Origin of the sequence: Bradyrhizobium sp. AZCC 2289 (assembly GCF_036924615.1) — a bacterium.
Classification (GTDB): Bacteria; Pseudomonadota; Alphaproteobacteria; order Rhizobiales; family Xanthobacteraceae; genus Bradyrhizobium.
In genome coordinates, this window is record NZ_JAZHRY010000001.1 from 3370279 (window position 1) to 3389679 (window position 19401).

10 protein-coding genes and 2 pseudogenes are annotated in these 19401 nt (G+C 58.6%); 11 read left to right on the top strand and 1 reads right to left on the bottom strand.

Features of this window, described 5'->3' with window-relative positions:
* Positions 1-1149: 1149 nt before the first annotated feature.
* The 6 genes and pseudogenes from V1289_RS16255 to V1289_RS16280 all read left to right on the top strand — a co-directional run.
* Entirely contained in the window at positions 1150-4335 is a 3186-nt protein-coding gene (locus V1289_RS16255) for an efflux RND transporter permease subunit (RefSeq protein WP_334397840.1), read from the top strand.
* Positions 4325-5515 carry an efflux RND transporter periplasmic adaptor subunit gene (locus V1289_RS16260; protein ID WP_334397841.1) on the top strand — a complete coding sequence of 397 codons (1191 nt, stop codon included), beginning with the start codon at positions 4325-4327 and terminating at the stop codon, positions 5513-5515. Before V1289_RS16255 ends, V1289_RS16260 begins: the two co-directional genes overlap by 11 nt.
* A 249-nt stretch (positions 5516-5764) precedes the next feature.
* Entirely contained in the window at positions 5765-5953 is a 189-nt protein-coding gene (locus V1289_RS16265; protein ID WP_334397842.1) for a hypothetical protein, read from the top strand.
* Between the two features lie 33 nt (positions 5954-5986).
* On the top strand, positions 5987-6496 hold the full coding sequence (locus tag V1289_RS16270) for a hypothetical protein (protein WP_334397843.1): 510 nt from the start codon (positions 5987-5989) through the stop codon (positions 6494-6496).
* An 867-nt stretch (positions 6497-7363) separates the two neighbouring features.
* Positions 7364-7690, top strand: a complete 327-nt coding sequence (locus tag V1289_RS16275) for a hypothetical protein (RefSeq protein WP_334397844.1) — start codon at positions 7364-7366, stop codon at positions 7688-7690.
* 792 nt (positions 7691-8482) lie between these two features.
* A pseudogene (locus V1289_RS16280) lies at positions 8483-8832 on the top strand (carboxymuconolactone decarboxylase family protein); the annotation flags it as partial.
* 134 nt (positions 8833-8966) lie between these two features.
* Here the strand turns inward: V1289_RS16280 and V1289_RS16285 are convergent.
* Positions 8967-9380, bottom strand: a pseudogene (locus V1289_RS16285) (SMP-30/gluconolactonase/LRE family protein); the annotation flags it as partial.
* A 58-nt stretch (positions 9381-9438) separates the two neighbouring features.
* Between V1289_RS16285 and V1289_RS16290 the strand changes: the two are divergent.
* The 5 genes from V1289_RS16290 (at position 9439) to V1289_RS16310 (ending at position 19323) form a co-directional block, all read left to right on the top strand.
* Entirely contained in the window at positions 9439-9876 is a 438-nt protein-coding gene (locus tag V1289_RS16290; protein ID WP_334397845.1) for a hypothetical protein, read from the top strand.
* Positions 9873-10640, top strand: coding sequence for an ImmA/IrrE family metallo-endopeptidase (locus V1289_RS16295; protein ID WP_334397846.1), 768 nt, complete (start codon positions 9873-9875; stop codon positions 10638-10640). The genes V1289_RS16290 and V1289_RS16295 overlap by 4 nt, the downstream gene beginning before the upstream one ends.
* A 184-nt stretch (positions 10641-10824) precedes the next feature.
* The gene (locus V1289_RS16300; protein ID WP_334397847.1) at positions 10825-14211 is read left to right on the top strand and encodes a hypothetical protein; all 3387 of its coding nucleotides are present in this window, start codon (positions 10825-10827) and stop codon (positions 14209-14211) included.
* Positions 14212-14359: 148 nt separating this feature from the next.
* Positions 14360-18166, top strand: coding sequence for a hypothetical protein (locus V1289_RS16305; RefSeq protein ID WP_334397848.1), 3807 nt, complete (start codon positions 14360-14362; stop codon positions 18164-18166).
* 14 nt (positions 18167-18180) lie between these two features.
* Complete coding sequence (locus V1289_RS16310) at positions 18181-19323, top strand: hypothetical protein (RefSeq protein ID WP_334397849.1); 1143 nt, start codon at positions 18181-18183, stop codon at positions 19321-19323.
* Positions 19324-19401: the final 78 nt, after the last annotated feature.

Below are 19401 nucleotides of genomic sequence, written 5' to 3' on the forward strand. Positions count from 1 at the left end.
TGCTCGCGATCTTCCCTATGGGCTGATTGTAAGCGCCGCTGCAATTCTCACGTTCTTCGGCATCTTAGTTGCTCTCATGAACGACTGGGCGCCCTAGCAACCATCCCAGCACCAGCCGACAAGCGCAGCTGGCTGTCCGATGTCATTGCATGCAGCTGAAAAGCACACATTCGGCTTAGCGCCGGATATCTTGCGCGCCCGTATGTGGCTAGAATTTCCATGATGACAGCATCATGCACGGCACCAAGCATGGCAGCAAAGAATAAAACGCTAGAATGGGGTGATCGACAATGTGCCACCTCACTGAATCCAATGGCCGAAGAATCAATCCGGGGATGTGCTTGCTCGCGAGGAGATTGCGGGCTCTTGATGAAGCAATTTCATAATGCCCCTGAGATATGAGCATTATCATGACCATGTTGCGTACCGTATGTTCGCCAGATGTCAGAGACTGAAACTGGCGACGCGGGGGAGGTGAAACCCAACCCAGGAAGCCTTATGAACGGGCCGCAACCCATCATGCCGGAAATTACGACTCAAATGGTCCTGCGACAGATATTGGCAACACCGATTTATATGATCGCTCTAATTTTTAATCTTTTGTCGGAGCTATTCACATGGATTGCTGAGCGCATCGACGGGTCATCGTCGGAGCATCACTGCTGAGTTGGCGATATTTCGAACGTCCGATGATTAGAATGCGTCCAACGCTACCCGACCCCGCCGGCGCCCGATTGCTGCAGTAGTGATCAGACCGATGGTGAACGCTCTCCAGCGATAACCTGATTGGCGCGCGTCTGGATCAGCAGCTGCTCTTGATGAAGCATTTTCATAATGCTCCTGAGATATGAGCATTATCGCGACCGTGTTGCTCGCCGTATGTTCACCAGAACTGATCGATGCGGTCCTCGCATTGGATCGCTTTGACCTCAAACACCGTTAGTGTCGACACTCGCAATACCCGCTTGAACGCCTGACTAGTATCAAGGGATGGTGCGTGGGTCCCGACCAGAAGCCGGTGTAGGGCAAACCACTGTTTAACGAATGCGAAGAGGATGGGATGGCGGTGATTACGGACGCTGGCTCGCCCAGCCTAATCTGGTCGTTCCTTTTGGCATCCTTCTTCTGGTTTGACCGGGAAGCCGCGAGATGAACGCCCTTGTCCGAATAGCTCTGAGCCGGCCGTATACTTTTGTCGTGCTCGCGCTTCTTCTCTTGATCATCGGACCACTCGCTGCGCTGCGCACGCCGACCGACATCTTTCCGGACATTCGAATCCCCGTGATCGGCGTGGTCTGGCAGTATACTGGCCTGGCGCCGGACCAGATGTCGGGACGGATCACCACACCGTTCGAACGCGCTCTGACGACGACGGTCAATGACATCGAGCACATCGTCGCGAATTCCTATAACGGCTTCGGCATCGTCAAGATATTCTTCCAGCCGAATGTCGATATCCGAACCGCCAACGCGCAGGTCACGGCGATTTCGCAAACCTTGATCAAGCAGATGCCTCCCGGCGCGACGCCGCCGCTGATCCTCAATTACAACGCGTCGACGGTGCCGATCATCCAGCTCGCGCTGTCCGGCGACGGGCTGACCGAGCAAAACCTAGCCGATATCGGCATCAACCAGCTCCGCACGCCACTTGTCACTGTGCCCGGCGCTGCCATTCCCTATCCGTACGGCGGCAAGCAGCGCCAGGTGCAGATCGATCTCAACTCGACGGCGCTGCAGGCCCGCGGCCTGTCGGGACAGGACGTTGCCAATGCGCTTGCTGCGCAGAACCTAATCACTCCGGTGGGAACGCAGAAGATCGGCGCTTTCGAATATGTCATTCAGTTGAACAACTCGCCGCTTAAGATGGAAGACTTGGGCGATCTGCCGATCAAGACCGTGAACGGCGCGATGGTCTACGTCCGCGATGTGGCGAGCGTGCGCGACGGCAATCCGCCGCAGACCAATATCGTTCACGTCGACGGCAACCGTTCGGTACTGATGATGGTGCTGAAGGTCGGCTCTGTGTCGACGCTCGATATCATCGCCGGCATTAAACAGAAAGTGGTCGATTTCAAGTCCTCGCTGCCCGACGCCCTTAAGATCGGATTCGTCGGTGACCAATCTGTGTTCGTGCGCGGAGCAATAACTGGAGTCGCACGGGAAGGGGTCATTGCGGCTCTGCTAACCAGCGTGATGATCCTGCTGTTTCTGGGAAGCTGGCGTTCGACGATAATAATCGCTACGTCGATCCCGCTCGCCGTGCTCGGCGCCATCGTCGTGCTGTCGGCGATCGGCGAAACCCTCAACATCATGACGCTCGGTGGCCTAGCGCTCGCGGTCGGCATCCTCGTCGACGAGGCAACAGTCACGATCGAGAACATCAATTGGCATCTGGAGCAGGGCAAGGACGTCGAGACCGCAATCATCGACGGCTCCCACCAGATCGTGACTCCGGCCTTCGTTTCGCTACTGTGCATCTGCATTGTGTTCGTGCCGATGTTCTTCCTGACAGGAGTAGCGCGTTTTCTGTTCGTGCCGATGGCGGAAGCCGTGATTTTTGCAATGGTCTGGTCGTTCATCCTGTCGCGGACGCTGGTGCCGACAATGGCGAAATATCTGTTGCAACCTCATGTGCATCACGCCAAAGGCGAGAGACCACCGCTTTCACGTAATCCACTGGTGAGGTTTCAGCGCGGCTTCGAAGTGGCCTTTGAACGCGTCCGCGGCGACTATCGCGATCTATTGGAGCTGGCGCTGAGACATCGGCCCATCTTCGTGATCGGGTTCCTCGGCTTTGTCGGCGCATCGTTTCTGCTGTCGCCGTATCTCGGCCGTAACTTCTTTCCTTCGGTCGACAGCGGACAGATCCTGATGCATGTGAGGACCCAGGTCGGCACCCGCATCGAGGAGACCGCCAACCAGTTCGCTGAGGTCCAGAAGGCGATCCGCAAGATCGTTCCGCCGGGTGAAATCGAAACGCTCGCCGACAATATCGGCATGCCGATCAGCGGCATCAACATGACATACAACAACACCGGCGTGATCGGTCCGCAGGATGGCGACATCCAAATCAAGCTGAAAGTAGGTCATCGACCGACCGACGACTACGTCCAGGTGTTGCGCGAGCAATTGCCACGGCAGTTTCCAGGCTTCAACTTCGCATTTCTGCCGGCCGACATCGTCAACCAGATTCTCAATTTCGGCGCGCCGGCGCCGATCGACCTTCAGGTTCGAGGCGCGGATCTCGCGGGCAATTTCGCCTATGCCAACGAGCTGCTCACAAAGATTCGCCGAATTCCTGGAATCGCCGACGCGCGGATCCAGCAATCACCCAACAGTCCCGGGTTCAACATCGATGTCGATCGTACGCGTGCGCAGTATGTCGGTCTGACCGAACGCGACGTGACCAACAGTCTGGTGGTCAATCTCGCCGGAAGTTCGCAGGTTGCGCCGACCTACTACCTCAATCCGGTCAACGGCGTGTCGTATTCGATCGTGATGCAGACGCCGCAATATCAGATCGATTCGTTGAACGCCTTGCAGACGTTGCCGATTACCGCCGACGGCGGCGTGAATTCAGCGATCCTTGGCGGCGTCGCCAAGATCACCCGCTCGACGTCCAACGCGGTGGTGTCGCAATACGACATCCAGTCGCTGGTGCAGATCTATGCGACGCCGCAGGGGCGCGATCTCGGCGCCGTAGCAGCGGACGTCGATAAGGCGATCGCGGACACCGCGAAGGACGTGCCAAAAGGCAGTTCGGTGGTTCTGCTCGGCCAGGTGCAGACCATGAACAGCGCGTTTTCCGGGCTACTGTTCGGATTGCTGGGGGCAATCGTCCTGATCTATCTCCTGATTGTAGTGAACTTCCAGTCGTGGTCCGACCCGTTCGTGATCATCACGGCACTTCCTGCCGCGCTCGCTGGCATCGTCTGGATGTTGTTCACGACCCAGACCACGCTGTCAGTGCCCGCGCTGACCGGCGCGATCATGTGCATGGGCGTCGCCACAGCAAACAGCGTGCTTGTGATCAGCTTCGCCCGCGAGCGCTACCAAGAACTGGGCGATCCAGTCGCCGCGGCGATCGAAGCTGGTTTCGTGCGGTTCCGGCCGGTGCTGATGACGGCGCTGGCGATGATCATCGGCATGGTCCCAATGGCGCTCGGCCTTGGCGAGGGCGGCGAGCAGAACGCTCCATTAGGACGAGCGGTGATCGGCGGATTGATCTTCGCGACAGTTGCAACGCTGATGTTCGTACCGGTGGTATTCAGCATGGCCCACAAGAAGCGGCCTGCAAAAACTGGCGATGCATCGGAAGTGTCGCATGTTCGCTGATCATAGCTCGCCGGTCTCTCGCCGGAAGTTGGGTATTTTCGGGGTTGTGGCGGGCATCGCTGCGCTGCTTGTCGTGGTCACCGGTATCCGGGCGCGTGAGGCCTCCAGTGCGAAACTGCGCGAATGGACTGATAATCAGGCCGATCCGACGGTGGCCGTGGTGCTACCCGACGCCAAGGCTCTCAATCCCACCATCGATCTGCCGGCCAGGCTGGAGGCCTATTATCGCGCGCCGATCTTTGCCCGCGTCAGCGGCTATTTGAAGGGCTGGCGCGTCGACATCGGCGCGCGGGTCAAGGCCGGCCAGGTGATCGCCGAAATCGAGGCGCCGGACCTCGACCAGCAGCTCTTGCAGGCGCGCGCCGATCTCGCCAGCCAACAGGCCAGTGCGAGATTATCCGAAGCGACGCTGAATCGTCGGAAAACGCTGATCGCCTCGAATTTCGTTTCGATGCAGGAAATCGACGAGCGCACCGCCGACCTCTCCAACAAGAAGGCGGCGGTCAACTCCGGGCAGGCCAATGTCGAGCGGCTGGAGGCGTTGGCCGGTTACAAGAAAATCACCGCGCCGTTCAACGGTGTGGTCACAGCGCGCGATACCGACGTTGGCGCCCTGATCAATGCGGGCGGCGGAAGCGGCCCTCCGATGTTCGTTATCTCCGACATCAGCAAGCTGCGGGTCTATGTCAACGTGCCCCAGAACTACGTGCCCGCGGTCAAGATCGGCGCCAAGGCGGTCATTTCGATGCTGGAATATCCGAACCGGACTTTTGCGGCGACGGTCGAAGCTTCCTCGCAATCCGTCGATGTCGGCTCCGGCACCACGCGGATGCAGCTTGCGCTCGAAAACCCCAAGGGCGAGCTGATGCCGGGCGGCTATGCCAATGTGCGCCTGAGCCTTCAGCGCGACGTCGCGCCTCTCCATATCCCTGCCAGCGCGCTGATCTTCGACCAAAAAGGCTTGCGCGTCGCTACCGTCGGCTTGGACGACACCGTATTGTTCAAGACCGTAACCATCGCTCGCGATCTGGGGCGCGATATCGAACTGGAGTCGGGCATTTCTCTTGATGATCGTATCATCACTGCGCCGCCGGACGGCATTGCCGACGGCGATCGCGTCCGCGCTATTGGCATCGAGAAGGACCGCGCTGCCGCCAAGACAAGCGCCAAAATGCGGTAATGAAGTCTCGTTTTGGGCGACGGCCTGAACGGAAGCTCTCGATGCACGGGCCAAGTGGAGACAATTCGAAAAGCGGTTTGCCGGACTTGAGCACCGCTCACTTTCCCGCGCGCGCGACTGAGGGGTGAGGATCCCATTCACTGTAACGCTCGTGCTGAAGCAATACGACAACGTAGAATCAGCACTGATGAGCCGGAAATATTCTATCGATCCGATTAGGCCTTTCCTTCGGTCGGAGATCGCACTGTTATGAACGATATCGATGACGATCGTGACGAATTGGCATTCGCACAACTCGATCTCGCGCGCTATCATAGCAAGCTTGATCTTGGCCATGTGCTGAGCCAGTTCAAGACGGTCCTACAAGATCAACACCTGCTTCGATGCGTTGGTGCACGGTTCGGAGTACCAGGCATCGCGCGCGATGGGGGCGTCTAGTCGCTGGGAGCGATTTATCAGGGAGACACGGTCATGTTGCGCAAGACGATGATAGCATTATTCGCAACGGCCTCGGTCGGCATGCTTGCCCCGAGCGCCGCCTCGGCTCGCGGCGGCTTTGGCGGCGGCGGTGGCGGCTTCCACGGCGGCGGTGGAGGCGGCTTCCACGGTGGCGGGTTTGGTGGCGGCGGCTTCCGCGGCGGCGGTTTTGGCGGAGGCGGTTTCCATTCAGCCGCGATCGGAGGCGGAGGTTTCCGCTCAGCCGTTATTGCGAGCGGCGGATTTCGCAGGGGAGCCTTCGCAGCCGATGATTTCCGCGGCCGCGGTTTCCACCATGGGTTCCACCACGGGCGCCGATTTGCGTTCGGTGCATTTGCAGTCGGACTAGGCTACCCGTACGCCTACTATGACGATTACGGTTATCCGTACTACGACTACGGCTACGACGATTCCTACTCTGAAGATGGCGGCTGCCACGTGGTGCAGCGGCGCACGCATAACCGGCATGGCTGGCGTATCCGACCTGTCCAAGTGTGCGGCTAAGAGGCACACTCTGGCCGGGACGATGCGCGGGCCGCGGGAATCTGTCCTCACAGGCTCGATCCGGACCGACGGATTAAGGATCATAGATTTCCCGGAACCTGATGAGTTTTGGTGATGGTCCGCATCGTTATCCCGGTGCAGCAGTCGCATTGCATGAAGGCGCAATTTTCCTTGACCACCTTTTTCGGGTGTAGATTGCTTCCCTCCCCTTGAAGCAACATAGCTCGGAAGCCGAATAGGCCAACTGCAGGCGCATGATCGACCGAGCGCATTGCGCAGCGGGCTGGCTCCCGATTAAATTGTATGAGGGGCCTTCAGTTCATGATCTTCGATACGGCTTCCAGCGCACAGCATACAATTGCGACGATCAGATAGAAGCCAACGTAAATCTTCTCCACGCGATCACGGAGCATGTGCATCTTACCCCACTGGCTCCTTCGACACATCACTTTGATTTCACAGTTATGGCGTAGATCCGAACGCCGAAACAGTAGTGACGACCTCTGGACTATGCGAATGCATATTTACCAGCATGCTCATTAAGACCATTCATGAAGCATCGACCTTCGACAAATTGATTTCGATAGGAACTCCACGTCTTGCAGTTGGGGTGTAACCGTATTCAACCGGCGGTTATCAGGAGGCGCTAGGCTTTCGAGTCAGCGCCGAATCGCCTCCCGCTACCCGGCGAAGTTGCGTCGTCTACTCGAGGGCGGATATCCCTGATGAAAGGTCTTCATACTGTTCCTGACGTAAAAGCATTATCATTAATTAGACTTCGCGCTTTAATGGTTCGTCCACTAACTACCATCTGACGGTCCTCCCTCCGTTTCGTTCCATGCGGAGGTTCACTATGGAGGAAGCAACATGAACAAAATGACGGAACCGGCAGACCTCATGGGGTTCAACAACAAATTGCTCGAGCGAATGAGAGACATGCACCGGTCGTGGCTTGAGAGGCTACTGGAGATCCGTCAGATCGAAGCAGAATTTGGAACCAGGCTTCTGACCGCGAAGAATGCGTCCGAAGCGACAGCCATCTGCAACGAGTGGATGACAAAGCGTCTGGAAACTATTGCTAACGAGCAGCAAATATTTGCAGCCGGCTGGCTCGGATTGATCTCGGACGCAACCAAGATGATCCCTGCAACATCCACCAGTGCGCCTAGCCACGATCAGACGGTTGCAGGCTGATCCACCACCTCCGCGTAAACTCTTTCAACGGAAACAAAGAGAGGCCCGCCGAAGCCCTGCTCTATCCGGCCTTCGGAAAAATCCGCCCCATAGCGGCATCGAACGATGGGACGGTCTCTCCCCGCGAGTCAACATGCGGTCGTCGTCTAATAACAATTAGAAGTGTTTGCCGGACTTAGTACCGGATCCTTCCCTCGCGCTCGCGCGACTGAGGGATGAGGGGTTCCATTCACTTAGCCCAGTTCTGGGGCGCTGATGCAATACGACAAGCTAAACTCAGCAAAGATAAACCGGAAATATTCCGTCGATCCGATCAAGTCTTTCCACCGGAGATCGCTGTTTCATGAACGATATCGATGACGATCGTGACGAATTGGCATTCGAACAACTCGACCTCGTGCGCTATCTCAGCTTGCCTTGCTCTTGGAGTCGCCCATGTGCGGAGGCAGTTCATCGAGACGGTCCTACAAAATCAACACCACCTTCGACGCGTTGGTGCACTGTTCGGAGTGCCAGGCATCGCGCGCGATGGCTATCAAAACGATCCAACCGGGAACGTTTGGTAGCAGGGACGAGATAATTTATCAGTGCACACAATGTGGAGCAGAAACGTCGAAGTTTGCCGAATAGGACTTAGCCACCGACCCAAGAACGCTCACGCGGGAGGCCACACGGGTGATTTGCGATCGGCGCGGCATCATCGCTGGCTTAGCACCTCCGTCGTCATTTCCTTTGCCATCATCGTAGCGAGAGACAATACCAAACCCGACCGAATAGCCACGGAGTACATGAATGCATTTGCCCGTAATTCCTCCTTCGGACCTTAATGCCGAGCAGCAGCCGCTGTACGAAGATATGAGGCTCGGCATAGCGGCCAATTTCCAAGGGTTCGTCAATGTTCGTGACGACGGCCCTTTACTGGGGCCGTGGAATCCTGGGTACACGAACTAAAATTCGGAAAACCCGTCTGGGACCTGACCAAAGCTATGGTATCGCGACCGTCGCTTCCCGCCGCGGTGAGAGAGGTTGCGATTCTCGTCACTGGCTCGCACTTTCGGTCGGGCCATGAGCTCTACGCGCACGTGATCGTTGCGGAGCATCGCGGCCTAGCTTGCACACGCTTGGCGGCGAAGGCAGATGGCTAGTCAGGGGGAAGTTCCGTCAGATTTCGGCGGTGCGGATTTCTCCGCCAGCTCGATAATCTCGCGGCGCATTTGTGGGTCGGTGATTTTGATGAAAGCCCTTATCAGCCTCAGGGTTTCAAGGTCTTCTCGCTTTACGGGCGTGCCGTGAGCGGATCATGGAGAGCTAGGCCGGCCCTCGGCCAGTCGACGGCGATGAGCCGGCCGGTACCTGAGAGCGTGATGAAGGCGGTGCGCATACCCTCGCCGCCGAAGCAGATGTTGGTGCAAAAGACTTCCGGGGCGTCGTGAAACTCGATGATATTCCCGCTTGGGGCAAACACACTGATGCCGCCTCGTACCAGTGTCGCAACGCATATATTGCCACCGGCTTCGACGGCCAGCGAGTCAAAGCGCTGGTAACCGGGAAGGCCGTGCAGCAGCTTGCCGCCATTGGGTGAAGGCCATGGCATTTTTTCGACCTGCCCCTCGCCGGTGATGGCGAAACTCCAGATCCGGCTGGTTTCCGTCTCGGTGACATAAAGCGTGTGTCCGTCGGGCGACAGGCCGACGCCGTTCGCGCGTCAAACGCGTGATGAACAAAAAATATCCAAAGGGATGGCCGTCATGACAAGCAAAATTACGGCTACGGAGGAACTCCGAAGAATCGGCGAAGCTTTCGACGACAGCATCCTCGCCACCTCGCCGGAAGAACTGCGCGAAGAGTTCGCAGCCCAGGGACTCGACGTCGAGAAGGTCGAGGCTGAAATGGACGCCATCAACGCCAGCGCAAAGCTTGCGGGAGCAAAGATGCGCCTAGAGCGGGCAAGGGATGCGGTGAAGGCGGCCAAAATCCAACCCACCGTGGTATCTTCCGCCGAAAGAGAATCGGTGCGCGCAAAACTGCACGATATGCGCGCCGGCAAGGGCGGCAACGCATCCGGTTTGATGATGGCCGCACGCAAGGGCGACGGCCTTTCCGAGAGCGACGAAGAGGGCGCGGTCGACGACATGGCGCAGCTCGCGGCGCTCGAAGCGCAGGATCCGGAGACGGACGGCGAATGATTCCGCTTACCCATGCCGAACGGATTCTACAGGGGTTGGGCATCACGGATCCGAAGGACATCGACCTGGAAGCCATCGCCTGGACAAGAGGGGCCGTCGTCAATTTTCGTCCCCTGGATCGTTGCGAGGCGACCATCATCGGATCCAAACGCAGGGCCGTGATTTCAGTGAACAGCCGTAGTCCGCTCGAGCGGCGGCGATTTTCGCTGGGGCATGAGTTGGGGCATTGGCATCATCACCGTGGACAAGTCCTCTTCTGCGCCAACCGCGACGTCGGAAACTTCGCCAACGATGCGTTGAATCCCGAGCGGCAGGCCGATTCGTTCGCCTCGGACCTCATCCTACCCAACTACCTCGTGGATCCGCGGCTGCGGAAAATAAAGAGGTTAACGCTCGCGGCCGCGCGGGATTTGGCCGATGAATTCTCCGCGAGTCTCACGGCGACACTGTTCAAAATGACGCTCCTAAACAGGTTTCCGATGATGATCGTCTGTCATAACAAGACGAAGCGACGATGGTTTGAATCATCGCCGATGATTCAACCGTGGTGGAAATGGCCGAGTAAGGCGTTAGATCGACAGACGTTCGCCGCGGACATGCTTTTTAACGGAGATGCTGAACAGAATTTCCCGCGCAAGATGCCGGCGGACGCCTGGTTCGACTTTAAAGGATGCGACCGGTACGAAGTCGAGGAGCAATCCTTCCTACTTCCGGACGATGAAATACTTACCGTACTGAAACTGCCCGACGTGGCCATCGCCTGATCCTGTTTAGAAATCTTAGGGTGACGTTTATTTCGCCTTGAATCAGCTGATCAGCAGCAGCATCGTGATGATTGTCGTTACGATAGATAGATGATGGTCGGCGCCTGTTGGCCCAGCAAGTCGGCGCACGGGGAAGTCCAAGATGGCGCCCGCCCTTGTTCGATTGTGTTGAGGGACTCTAAAAATGGACGACGATATTGACTTATCCGGCTTGTCGCCCGAACAGGCCGACACGGATCGTGTCCTGCGGCGCTTGCTCGGGACCGCCGTAGCGGATCGCTATGCCGATTTCTGCCGCCTCGCGGCCGGCACCTTGCCTCTGACTGTGTCCCGGCCGCTCGCAGGCCACGCGCTCCGCGAGCTGGACTCGTTGATACGGCACGTGCTTGCGGTCCCGATGGACGCGATAGTGCCAGAGGATACCGCACAGGAAGGTTTGCGCGCCGACGCGCTGAAAGCGCTCAAGACCATAGGTTTCGACGAACACGCGCTTCAACGAGCGGAGAATGCGTTGAAACCCAGGTCAAGCCATCGCCAACAGATAAAGAGAATCGTCGAGCGTCTTGGCCTCGCACCGGACGGGGATATCGCTGGAGATTGGATCGCGCTCAATGACACTTATGGCCGCGTCCATGAACGATCCTTTCATCTGAGCATGAAGGTCGACGACGGATTTCGCGCAGAATACGCGCAACGGTTCGATACGGTGATCCGAGCGCTCGCCATCCAGTTGGAGCGCCGCTATGCACCGCTCATGCATCGGGCTAAAGAGATCGCGAGTATGTCGCCGGCAGAAGGGATCAAACACTTCGTGGGAGAAATCCCGGGCGCGGTTCAGGTGCAGGGATATTTCTATCAGAATCTGACGTCCGACGATTGGCTGCCGCTCCTCAAGAAGAAGGGGTTGCTCGGCGAACCCCTGCCCGATCCTCAAGGTGACAGTGGGCTCCGCCTCTGGACGTGGCCCGTAGGTGGCTATCTCCAGCGAATGGCAGGCTCATCCAATCCTGCTACACGGCAAACCGTGGTTGAAGCGATCCGCCCGCTCGCAACGTCAACCCACCCGGATGTGCAGCATCGAGGCATGGACGTCATCGCGGCGCTCCCTGCTGCGGAGGCGGCGTCACTCGCCGATGTGGTAGCAGGCTGGCTGGCATCCGAAACCCTGCTCCATCAGAGCGCACCCCACAAGCTCATCGCCTCGCTGGCGCAAGAGGGGCACGTCGATGCCGCGTTGCAGGTCGTCCGGGCCGTATTTCGGGTTTTCGAACGTGAAGGGCAGCTTGCCACGCTATTCGAGCAGGTGATGTACGAGCACTACCTTGCGGGCGCGGTAAACGAGCTTGCCAAGGCGGGCGCTCGGAATTCGATACCGCTCTTTTGTGATCTGCTCCAGCAAGTAATGCGGATCGAAAAGCATTTCAGCGGGGGCTCGGAGGAGGACTATACCTATTTTGCCGCTGGACCCTTGGCGACGGATGACCTGGCAGGGCAAGGCGTAGGCGGCGCTCTGGTCGCTGCCATTATCAATCTGGCAAAAGCCGCAGTCGCGTCGGATCGCGCGGCGCTTACGTCCATCGTCGAAACCGTCCAATCCTACCGGGCGCGGATTTTCCGGAGGATCGCGTTGCACGTTCTGGCAATGGCACCGGGCGAGGCCCCGGCGCTCGCTGAGGACTATCTGGCGGACACGACATTCATTGATGCGGATTGGTGCGCTGCCGAATATGCTGAACTTGCAAACGCCTGGTTTCCGTCTCTCCCTGCCGCCGCGCAAGAGACCATCTTGGCTTTTATCGACGCCGTCCCCGCGACATCCCATGAGATTTATAAAGCCAGCTTCGAGCAGTACGAGAAGCGGCCAATCACGGACGAGGACGAACGAAAATACCGTGAGACAACGATCCGCGACATCGTTTGGGGTTGGCGCGAGGCACTACCGCCTGCTCGCCGCGAGGCGGTGGAAGCCACTTTCGCGGAATTCGGTGACCCTGACGCGTGGCGCAAGCGCCACTTTCCAACGACAGAGAGCCCGATAACGCCCGAGGCAATACGCGCGCAGTCCATCGACGAAACGGTCGCGTTCCTGGCCAGGTGGCAACCTGAGCCCGGATTGCCAAAACATACCGCATCGGCGCTTTCGAATGCCCTGCGTCAAGCGGCCAACGCTGATCCCAAGGCATTCTCTGCGAACGCAAACAAATTCGGGCGCTTAAGGCCGGTCTTCATTCGCGGGCTGCTGGAGGGGCTACAGCAGTCCGTCGCGAACAGAGCAGAGATTATGTGGGGCCCTTTACTCGCGCTGATGACTGATATCGCTGCACGTGAAGAAGCGTCCGCGCCGGATGTGGGGGAGGTTGCCGGGGATGATCCCGACTGGATGTGGACCCTGCGCGTTATGGTTGAAGTTCTTGGGTCAGGATTGCGCGGCGGCGTCGAACGGCTTCCTAGTTTGCATGCAGCGGCCGTTCGGACACTCGCTTTCGCGCTCTACCGGCGGGTATCCACAATCCAACTTCCTAAAGCTGAGGGCCAGCGCGACGAGAAACACGTGTTTTTCTCGGCGCAACGAACCCCGCGCGGCGCGGCGATCGAGCTCTGCGTCCTGCTCCTTTGGTGGTTCTGGAGCGATTCTGACAGTGCGATCGGAAAAGCTCCCCGCGATGCACTGGCCCTCGTGCCCGATCTACGCGGGATATTCGAGGCCGAACTTGCGGACCGCTCGCCGACAGGATGGATACCGCGCGCGATCCTCGGTCGCTACCTGAACTGGTTGTTCTATTTCGGGGAAACATGGTTGCGCGGACAGATGGACAATCTGTTTCCGCCGATCGACAAGCAACTGCGGGATGCGGCGTGGCTGGCGCATCTTCTGTCTGATCAAGGCCCCCTCTCCGCGCTGCTCGAGGCGCTCCGTGGATGCTATGCGGACCAGATCAAGAGCATGGGCAACGATGAGTCAACAAACGGCGACGCGTCGGGCAACCGACTCGCCGAATACCTGATGGTACTCTACCTGCATGATGCGTTGCCTGAAGAGTTGTTGGAACAATTTTGGGCGACGGCGCCGCTTCCCGTTCGTCGCAGAGCCATGTGGTTTATGGGTCGGCAGCTAACCGCGGACGACGCCCGGATGAAGGAACAGGCTATGTCTTACTGGGACCGCCGGCTCACGCTGGCTTCGGGCGGGGGTGATCCCGACAGCTATCGAAGCGAGCTCGGCACAATCGGCCAGTTCTTTTACTGGAAGGTGGACCCCGGTTGGCTATTGGATCAGCTGCTGCGCATGCTCAAGGTCGGATTCGCGCCCAATGATCCCATCGGGATCGTCGATGGCCTTGCAAAGAACATCCCAGACGCAATCGATCGCGTCGTCGAAATTACCCATGCGCTCGTCAAGCATCCCTTGGTGAACAGCTGGATATTCCTGGCACAAGAGACCTCCTTGCGACATATCCTCATCGCTGGAAGGCAGAGCAGTTCGGCGGCAACACAAGCGAGCGTGCAGGAAATAATTAGCTTGCTGGCGGCGCGCGGCAATACCGGCTTCATGGATCTCGCCGTGCCGTGATTGGCTGGCGGTCTTGCTCCGAAAGCTTTCCGCGCATCGATGGGATTGTGTGCCGCCGGATGACGGAGGCTTGTGCAAATGCCCTTTATGGCGTGGGTTATTTCACCGGTTCATTGACCCATCGTGCGGGGATGCCTAGTTTCAACCCATGTTTGAGATTACGGGCGACGATATTGCGGCCTTAAACGACGAAGACTTGCGAACCCTCGTGGGGCGTCTTTGTGAGGCGGAACTGCGCAAGCAGGGCTTGCCCCTCGCGGCGGTAACTTACAGCGGAAATCAGACCGCAAAGGATGGCGGGCTTGACGTCCGTGTAGCCTTGCCACCGGGCACTGCGATCACGGGCTTCATCCCTAAAGCCGCAACGGGCTTTCAGGCCAAGAAGTCGGACATGCCCCGCGCGGCTATCCTTGACGAAATGAAGCCTGACGGAGTGCTGCGGCCATCCATCACCGAACTGGGAGCAGCATCCGGGGCCTACATCATCGTGAGCGCCAACGGCTCCACGTCGGATACGGCATTGACCAGCCGCCGCAACGCCATGGCGGAAGCCGTGAAGGATCTTCCCGATCGCGAAAAGCTCACGCTTGATTTCTACGACCGGACGCGGGTTGCAACATGGGTGCGCGACCATGCGGGTGTTATCCTTTGGGTCCGCGCACGCATCGGCAAGTCGGTTCCGGGCTGGCATCCCTACGGCTCATGGTCTCACGTGCCCGAAGGAGCGGACCCGGCCTACCTCGCGGACGATGCGGCCCGCATCAAGACCGGCAGCAGCGATGACGGCGACGGTCAGTCGGCGACCGATGGCATCAACAAGCTACGTGACGCGCTTCGCAAACCCGGAAGTGTTGTCCGGCTGGCGGGCTTATCTGGCGTCGGCAAGACACGATTGGTTGAAGCGCTCTTTGATCCCGGCATTGGAACTGGCAGCCTCGATCCGTCCCAGGCCATCTATACGAATTTCACGGAAGCCACTGACCCGCAGCCGCCCGGGCTTGCCTCTGACCTCGTAGCGACGCGGACTCACGCCATCCTTGTGATCGACAACTGCCCTTCCGATCTGCATCGGCAACTTTCCGAGATTGCACGGTCGGCGGGAACCACCATCAGCGTGTTAACGGTCGAATACGATATCCGGGACGACCAGCCGGAAGGCACTGACGTTTTCACGCTGGAACCTTCGTCGCTCACACTTATCGAGACGCTGGTCGGCAAGCGTTACCCTGCGCTTTCGCAAATCGATGCCAGAACCGTTGCTGAATTCTCTGGAGGTAATGCCCGGGTTGCGCTCGCCCTTGCCGCCACGGTCGGCAAGAACGAGACCATTGCGGGGTTGAGCGATGCGGATTTGTTTCGGCGGCTTTTTCAGCAACGGCATGAACATGACGCGGGCTTGCTTTCCATCGCCCAAGCCTGCTCCCTCGTCTATTCGTTTGAAGGAGAAAAGACGTCGGGCGACGACGCCGAGCTTCCGGTTCTTGGGAGCCTTATCGCAAAGACGGCTGACGAAGTCTTCAGTGGTGTCGCCGAATTGAAGCGGCGCGATCTGCTGCAGGAACGCAGCGTGTGGCGGGCCATTCTCCCGCACGCCATCGCGAACCGACTCGCTGCGATGGCCCTTCAAAACATCCCGCGCGCAACCCTCACCGCAAACCTCATCCAAGGCGCGCCGACGCGGTTGCTGCAATCCTTCTCGCGCCGCCTTGGCTATCTGGATAACAGTAAGGAAGCCAAGGCCGTCGTTGAGAGTTGGCTGGCACCCGGCGGATTGCTGGCCGATCTGCCCAATCTCTCAGAAGTCGGCCGCGCGATGTTTCAGAATGTCGCTCCGGTTGCGCCAGACGCGGTGTTGGCAGCCATGGAAGTGACGCTCGAAGATGCCGACGAAGCCACCTTCAAGCAATGCAACCACTTCATCCGCCTGTTGCGTTCACTGGCTTATGATGCGGTGTATTTCGAGCGGGCGCTTGCGCTCTTGCTCAAATTCGCGCGGCAGCCGCGTGGCGACGGTGTGGGCGAGGATGAAGCCGACCATGCAGTGTCGTCACTCTTTTCCATTACCCTCTCCGGAACGCATGCGCCGATTGTGATGCGCCTTAAAGCCGTGGAAGCGATGCTGCGCTCTCCCGACGCGTCTGTGCGTTCGGTCGGCGTCGAGGCACTGGAGACGATGCTCAAGTCGGACCATTTCTCATCAAGCTACGCGTTTGAGTTCGGCGCCCGCTCGCGCGACTATGGATACCATCCCAGAACGGGCGACGAAATCCGGGACTGGTTTGGTGCGGCGCTGACATTGGCTGAGCAGTTTGCCCTGTCCGACAGCCCGGCGGCGCTACGGGTGCAGAAGGCCATTGCCAACGAGTTTCGTAGCCTGTGGTCGAATAGCGGGCAGAATGACGCGCTCGATCGAATAGCGCGGGCGATTTCCGCGAAAAACTTCTGGCGTGACGGCTGGCTGGCGGCGCGATCCGCGCGGATTTATGATGGCAAGAGCTTGCCGCCAGAAATCTTGACACAGCTTCTATCGATCGAGGAAGCGCTCCGGCCCAAGGACTTGGTAAACAAGGTTCGCGGGCTGGTCATCGGCACGGGCGGTGGGCACCTCGACCTCGACGATCCGGAAGACCTTGAAGACAATGATTTTGAAGGTGCTGCTGCGCGCGCAGTAGCGGCGGTGTCGGCACTTGCCAAGGACGTTGCTGTCGACGGCGAGGCATTCAGGGCGGTTCTTCCGGAACTGAAGGGCAGCAGCGGCAAGCTTAGGCCATTTGGGGAAGGCCTGGCACAAAATGCCGACGATCGACGCGCGATGTGGGATGCCATCGTCGCGCAGTTCGCCGCGGGAAATGAACTCAGCTTTGGCTTCACTGGCGGCTTTCTGAGCGGTCTCCACAATCGGGATGCCGCCTTGGCAAACACAATTCTCGATGAGGCGGTCGAACACCCGGCGCTGGCCGCGATATATGCGATCCTGCAGGCGAACGTCGTGGTAGATGCGCCCGGCCTTGCCCGGCTTCACAAGGCGCTTGAATTAGGCAAGGCGCCGATTGCCAGCTACTATAACCTTGCCTGGGGGCGTGCCAGCGACACCGTGGCCGGCCCGGACCTCAGGGATCTAGTGCTGGCGATCAGCCGAAAGCCCGACGGACTCCTCGCCGCCCTTGAAATCATTTCTATGCGGCTTCACGCCGATGCCAGTGACAAGCGCGCAACGGTGCCCGAGGTCCGGGAGGCGGGCCGCGCCCTCCTCGCGCAGTATACCTTCCACAAGAAGGATTCCCGCACGACGCGCGAAGACCATGAGCTTTCGGTGGTGATCAAGGCGTCATTGGCCGGAAGCGAAGGTGTGCCGGTTGTTCGACGCCTGTGCCGCGATTTGATGGCGGCAGTCGCCAAATACGAAGTGCACGCTCACGATCAGGACGATCTGATCAAGGCGCTCTTTCATGTCCACCCGTCGGTTATGCTTGATGAACTATTTTCGGGTGATGAAGCGTCGCGCAAGCAGAGTTTGACCCTTCTGAATAACCTCAACCGTTTCAACAGGACCGCGCTCGACGATGTGCCGGATGAGGTCATTCTGGATTGGTGCGCCGTCGATCCGCCAATCCGTTACCCCATCGCCGCAGCCGGCATGACGCTGTTCCGCCGGGCGAGTGACAAGGAACCGCATGCGTGGACAGACTTGGCCCGAAAGCTTTTGGAGAACGCCCCGCACCCCCGCGCTATTCTCGATGCAATAGTCTATCGCTTGCGCCCGATGAGTTGGAGCGGATCGCTGGCAACCAAACTGGAATCGCGGCTAAAGCTGCTGGGTGATTTGCCGGTCGGGGATGCGCCCGATCTGAAAGCCGCTCACGAACAGGCGAAGGATCAGCTTCGCAAGCAAATTGACGGACAGCGTCAGCGTGAGACGCAGGAAGACAAGGCACGAAGCGGCCGGTTCGAATAAGGGCACGTCGGCGTATGGATATTGACGCACATCGCGCAAACCCAGCAGTATCGATTGATCAATACGTCGAGCGCTGTGTTGTGGCGTTGGGGCGCTCGCTTGATGACCGTACCGCGATCTATCTCGACACAAAATTCTGGATCATCTTGCGCGACTGCGCGGCAGGCAAACGAACTGACGCTGCAGCGCTGGAACTACTTCATCAGCTCCGAACCTTGGTCGCGGAAGGCAAGGTGTTTTGCCCCATCAGCGAGAGCCACTTGTATGAATTTTTGAAGCAAGACGACATGAATTCGCGTCTGGAGACCGCGCGTATCGTGGATAAATTGAGTCTCGGCGTAGCGCTGATCGATGAGCGGATGCGGATGGGAACGGAGGTGGCTCGCTTCGTTCATAGTTTCGAGGGCGACGCGGATGATCTTCATCCACTACGCCATCTTGTATGGTCGAAGCTCGGCTACGTTGGGGGATTTATCCACCCCAGCAATACAGGCTTCGATGCCGAAACCGAGCTCGCTGTGCAGAAGGCGTTCTTCGATCGAATGTGGACAGTGTCGTTCCAAGAAATGTTCAAGACGCTCGGGACAGCTTTACCGCCCGATGGTCTCGACTTCGATACCTCTGGAATTAACCAGGGCGTGGTCCAAAACGCGGACCAGATTAAGAGCTTTGCGCAGGCCTACGCCGCCGAGCTTGCCGGCGCTGTCGAACTCGGTGCGGACATGGCGATGGAGGTCATGGGCGACCTCTACTGCAAAAAGACGGGCGAGCAGCCCGCCGAGCGCGGTTCGCAGGCGTGGCAGAAATTCTGGAATCAATGGGCAAACCTGCTGCTTGCCGCCCTTAAGAAGCGATCACAGATGAGACAGCAACTGCGTACCATGCATATCCATGCGAGCCTGCATGCTGCATTCCGTTGGGACAAAGCCCGGCGTTTCACGAGCAATGATCTATACGACTTTGAGCACGCCTCGGCGGCGTTGGGCCACTGCCAGGCCTTTTTTACCGAGCACCCGCTGCTTGCAACAATCACGGCGCGCCATGTCGCCCTGGATGAGTTATTTCAATGCCGGGTCGTCTCGGAAATCCCGGATGCCATCGCTGCACTCAAGGCCATCGAAGCTGGGGCCGGTAGACGAGGTGTCGGTGGCGCCTGAAATATCCAGGCCGACCCGGCCCGCCCATTGACTGCCTGCCAAGCTGACCTAAATCTTTGACGGGTATTGCCTCGATAT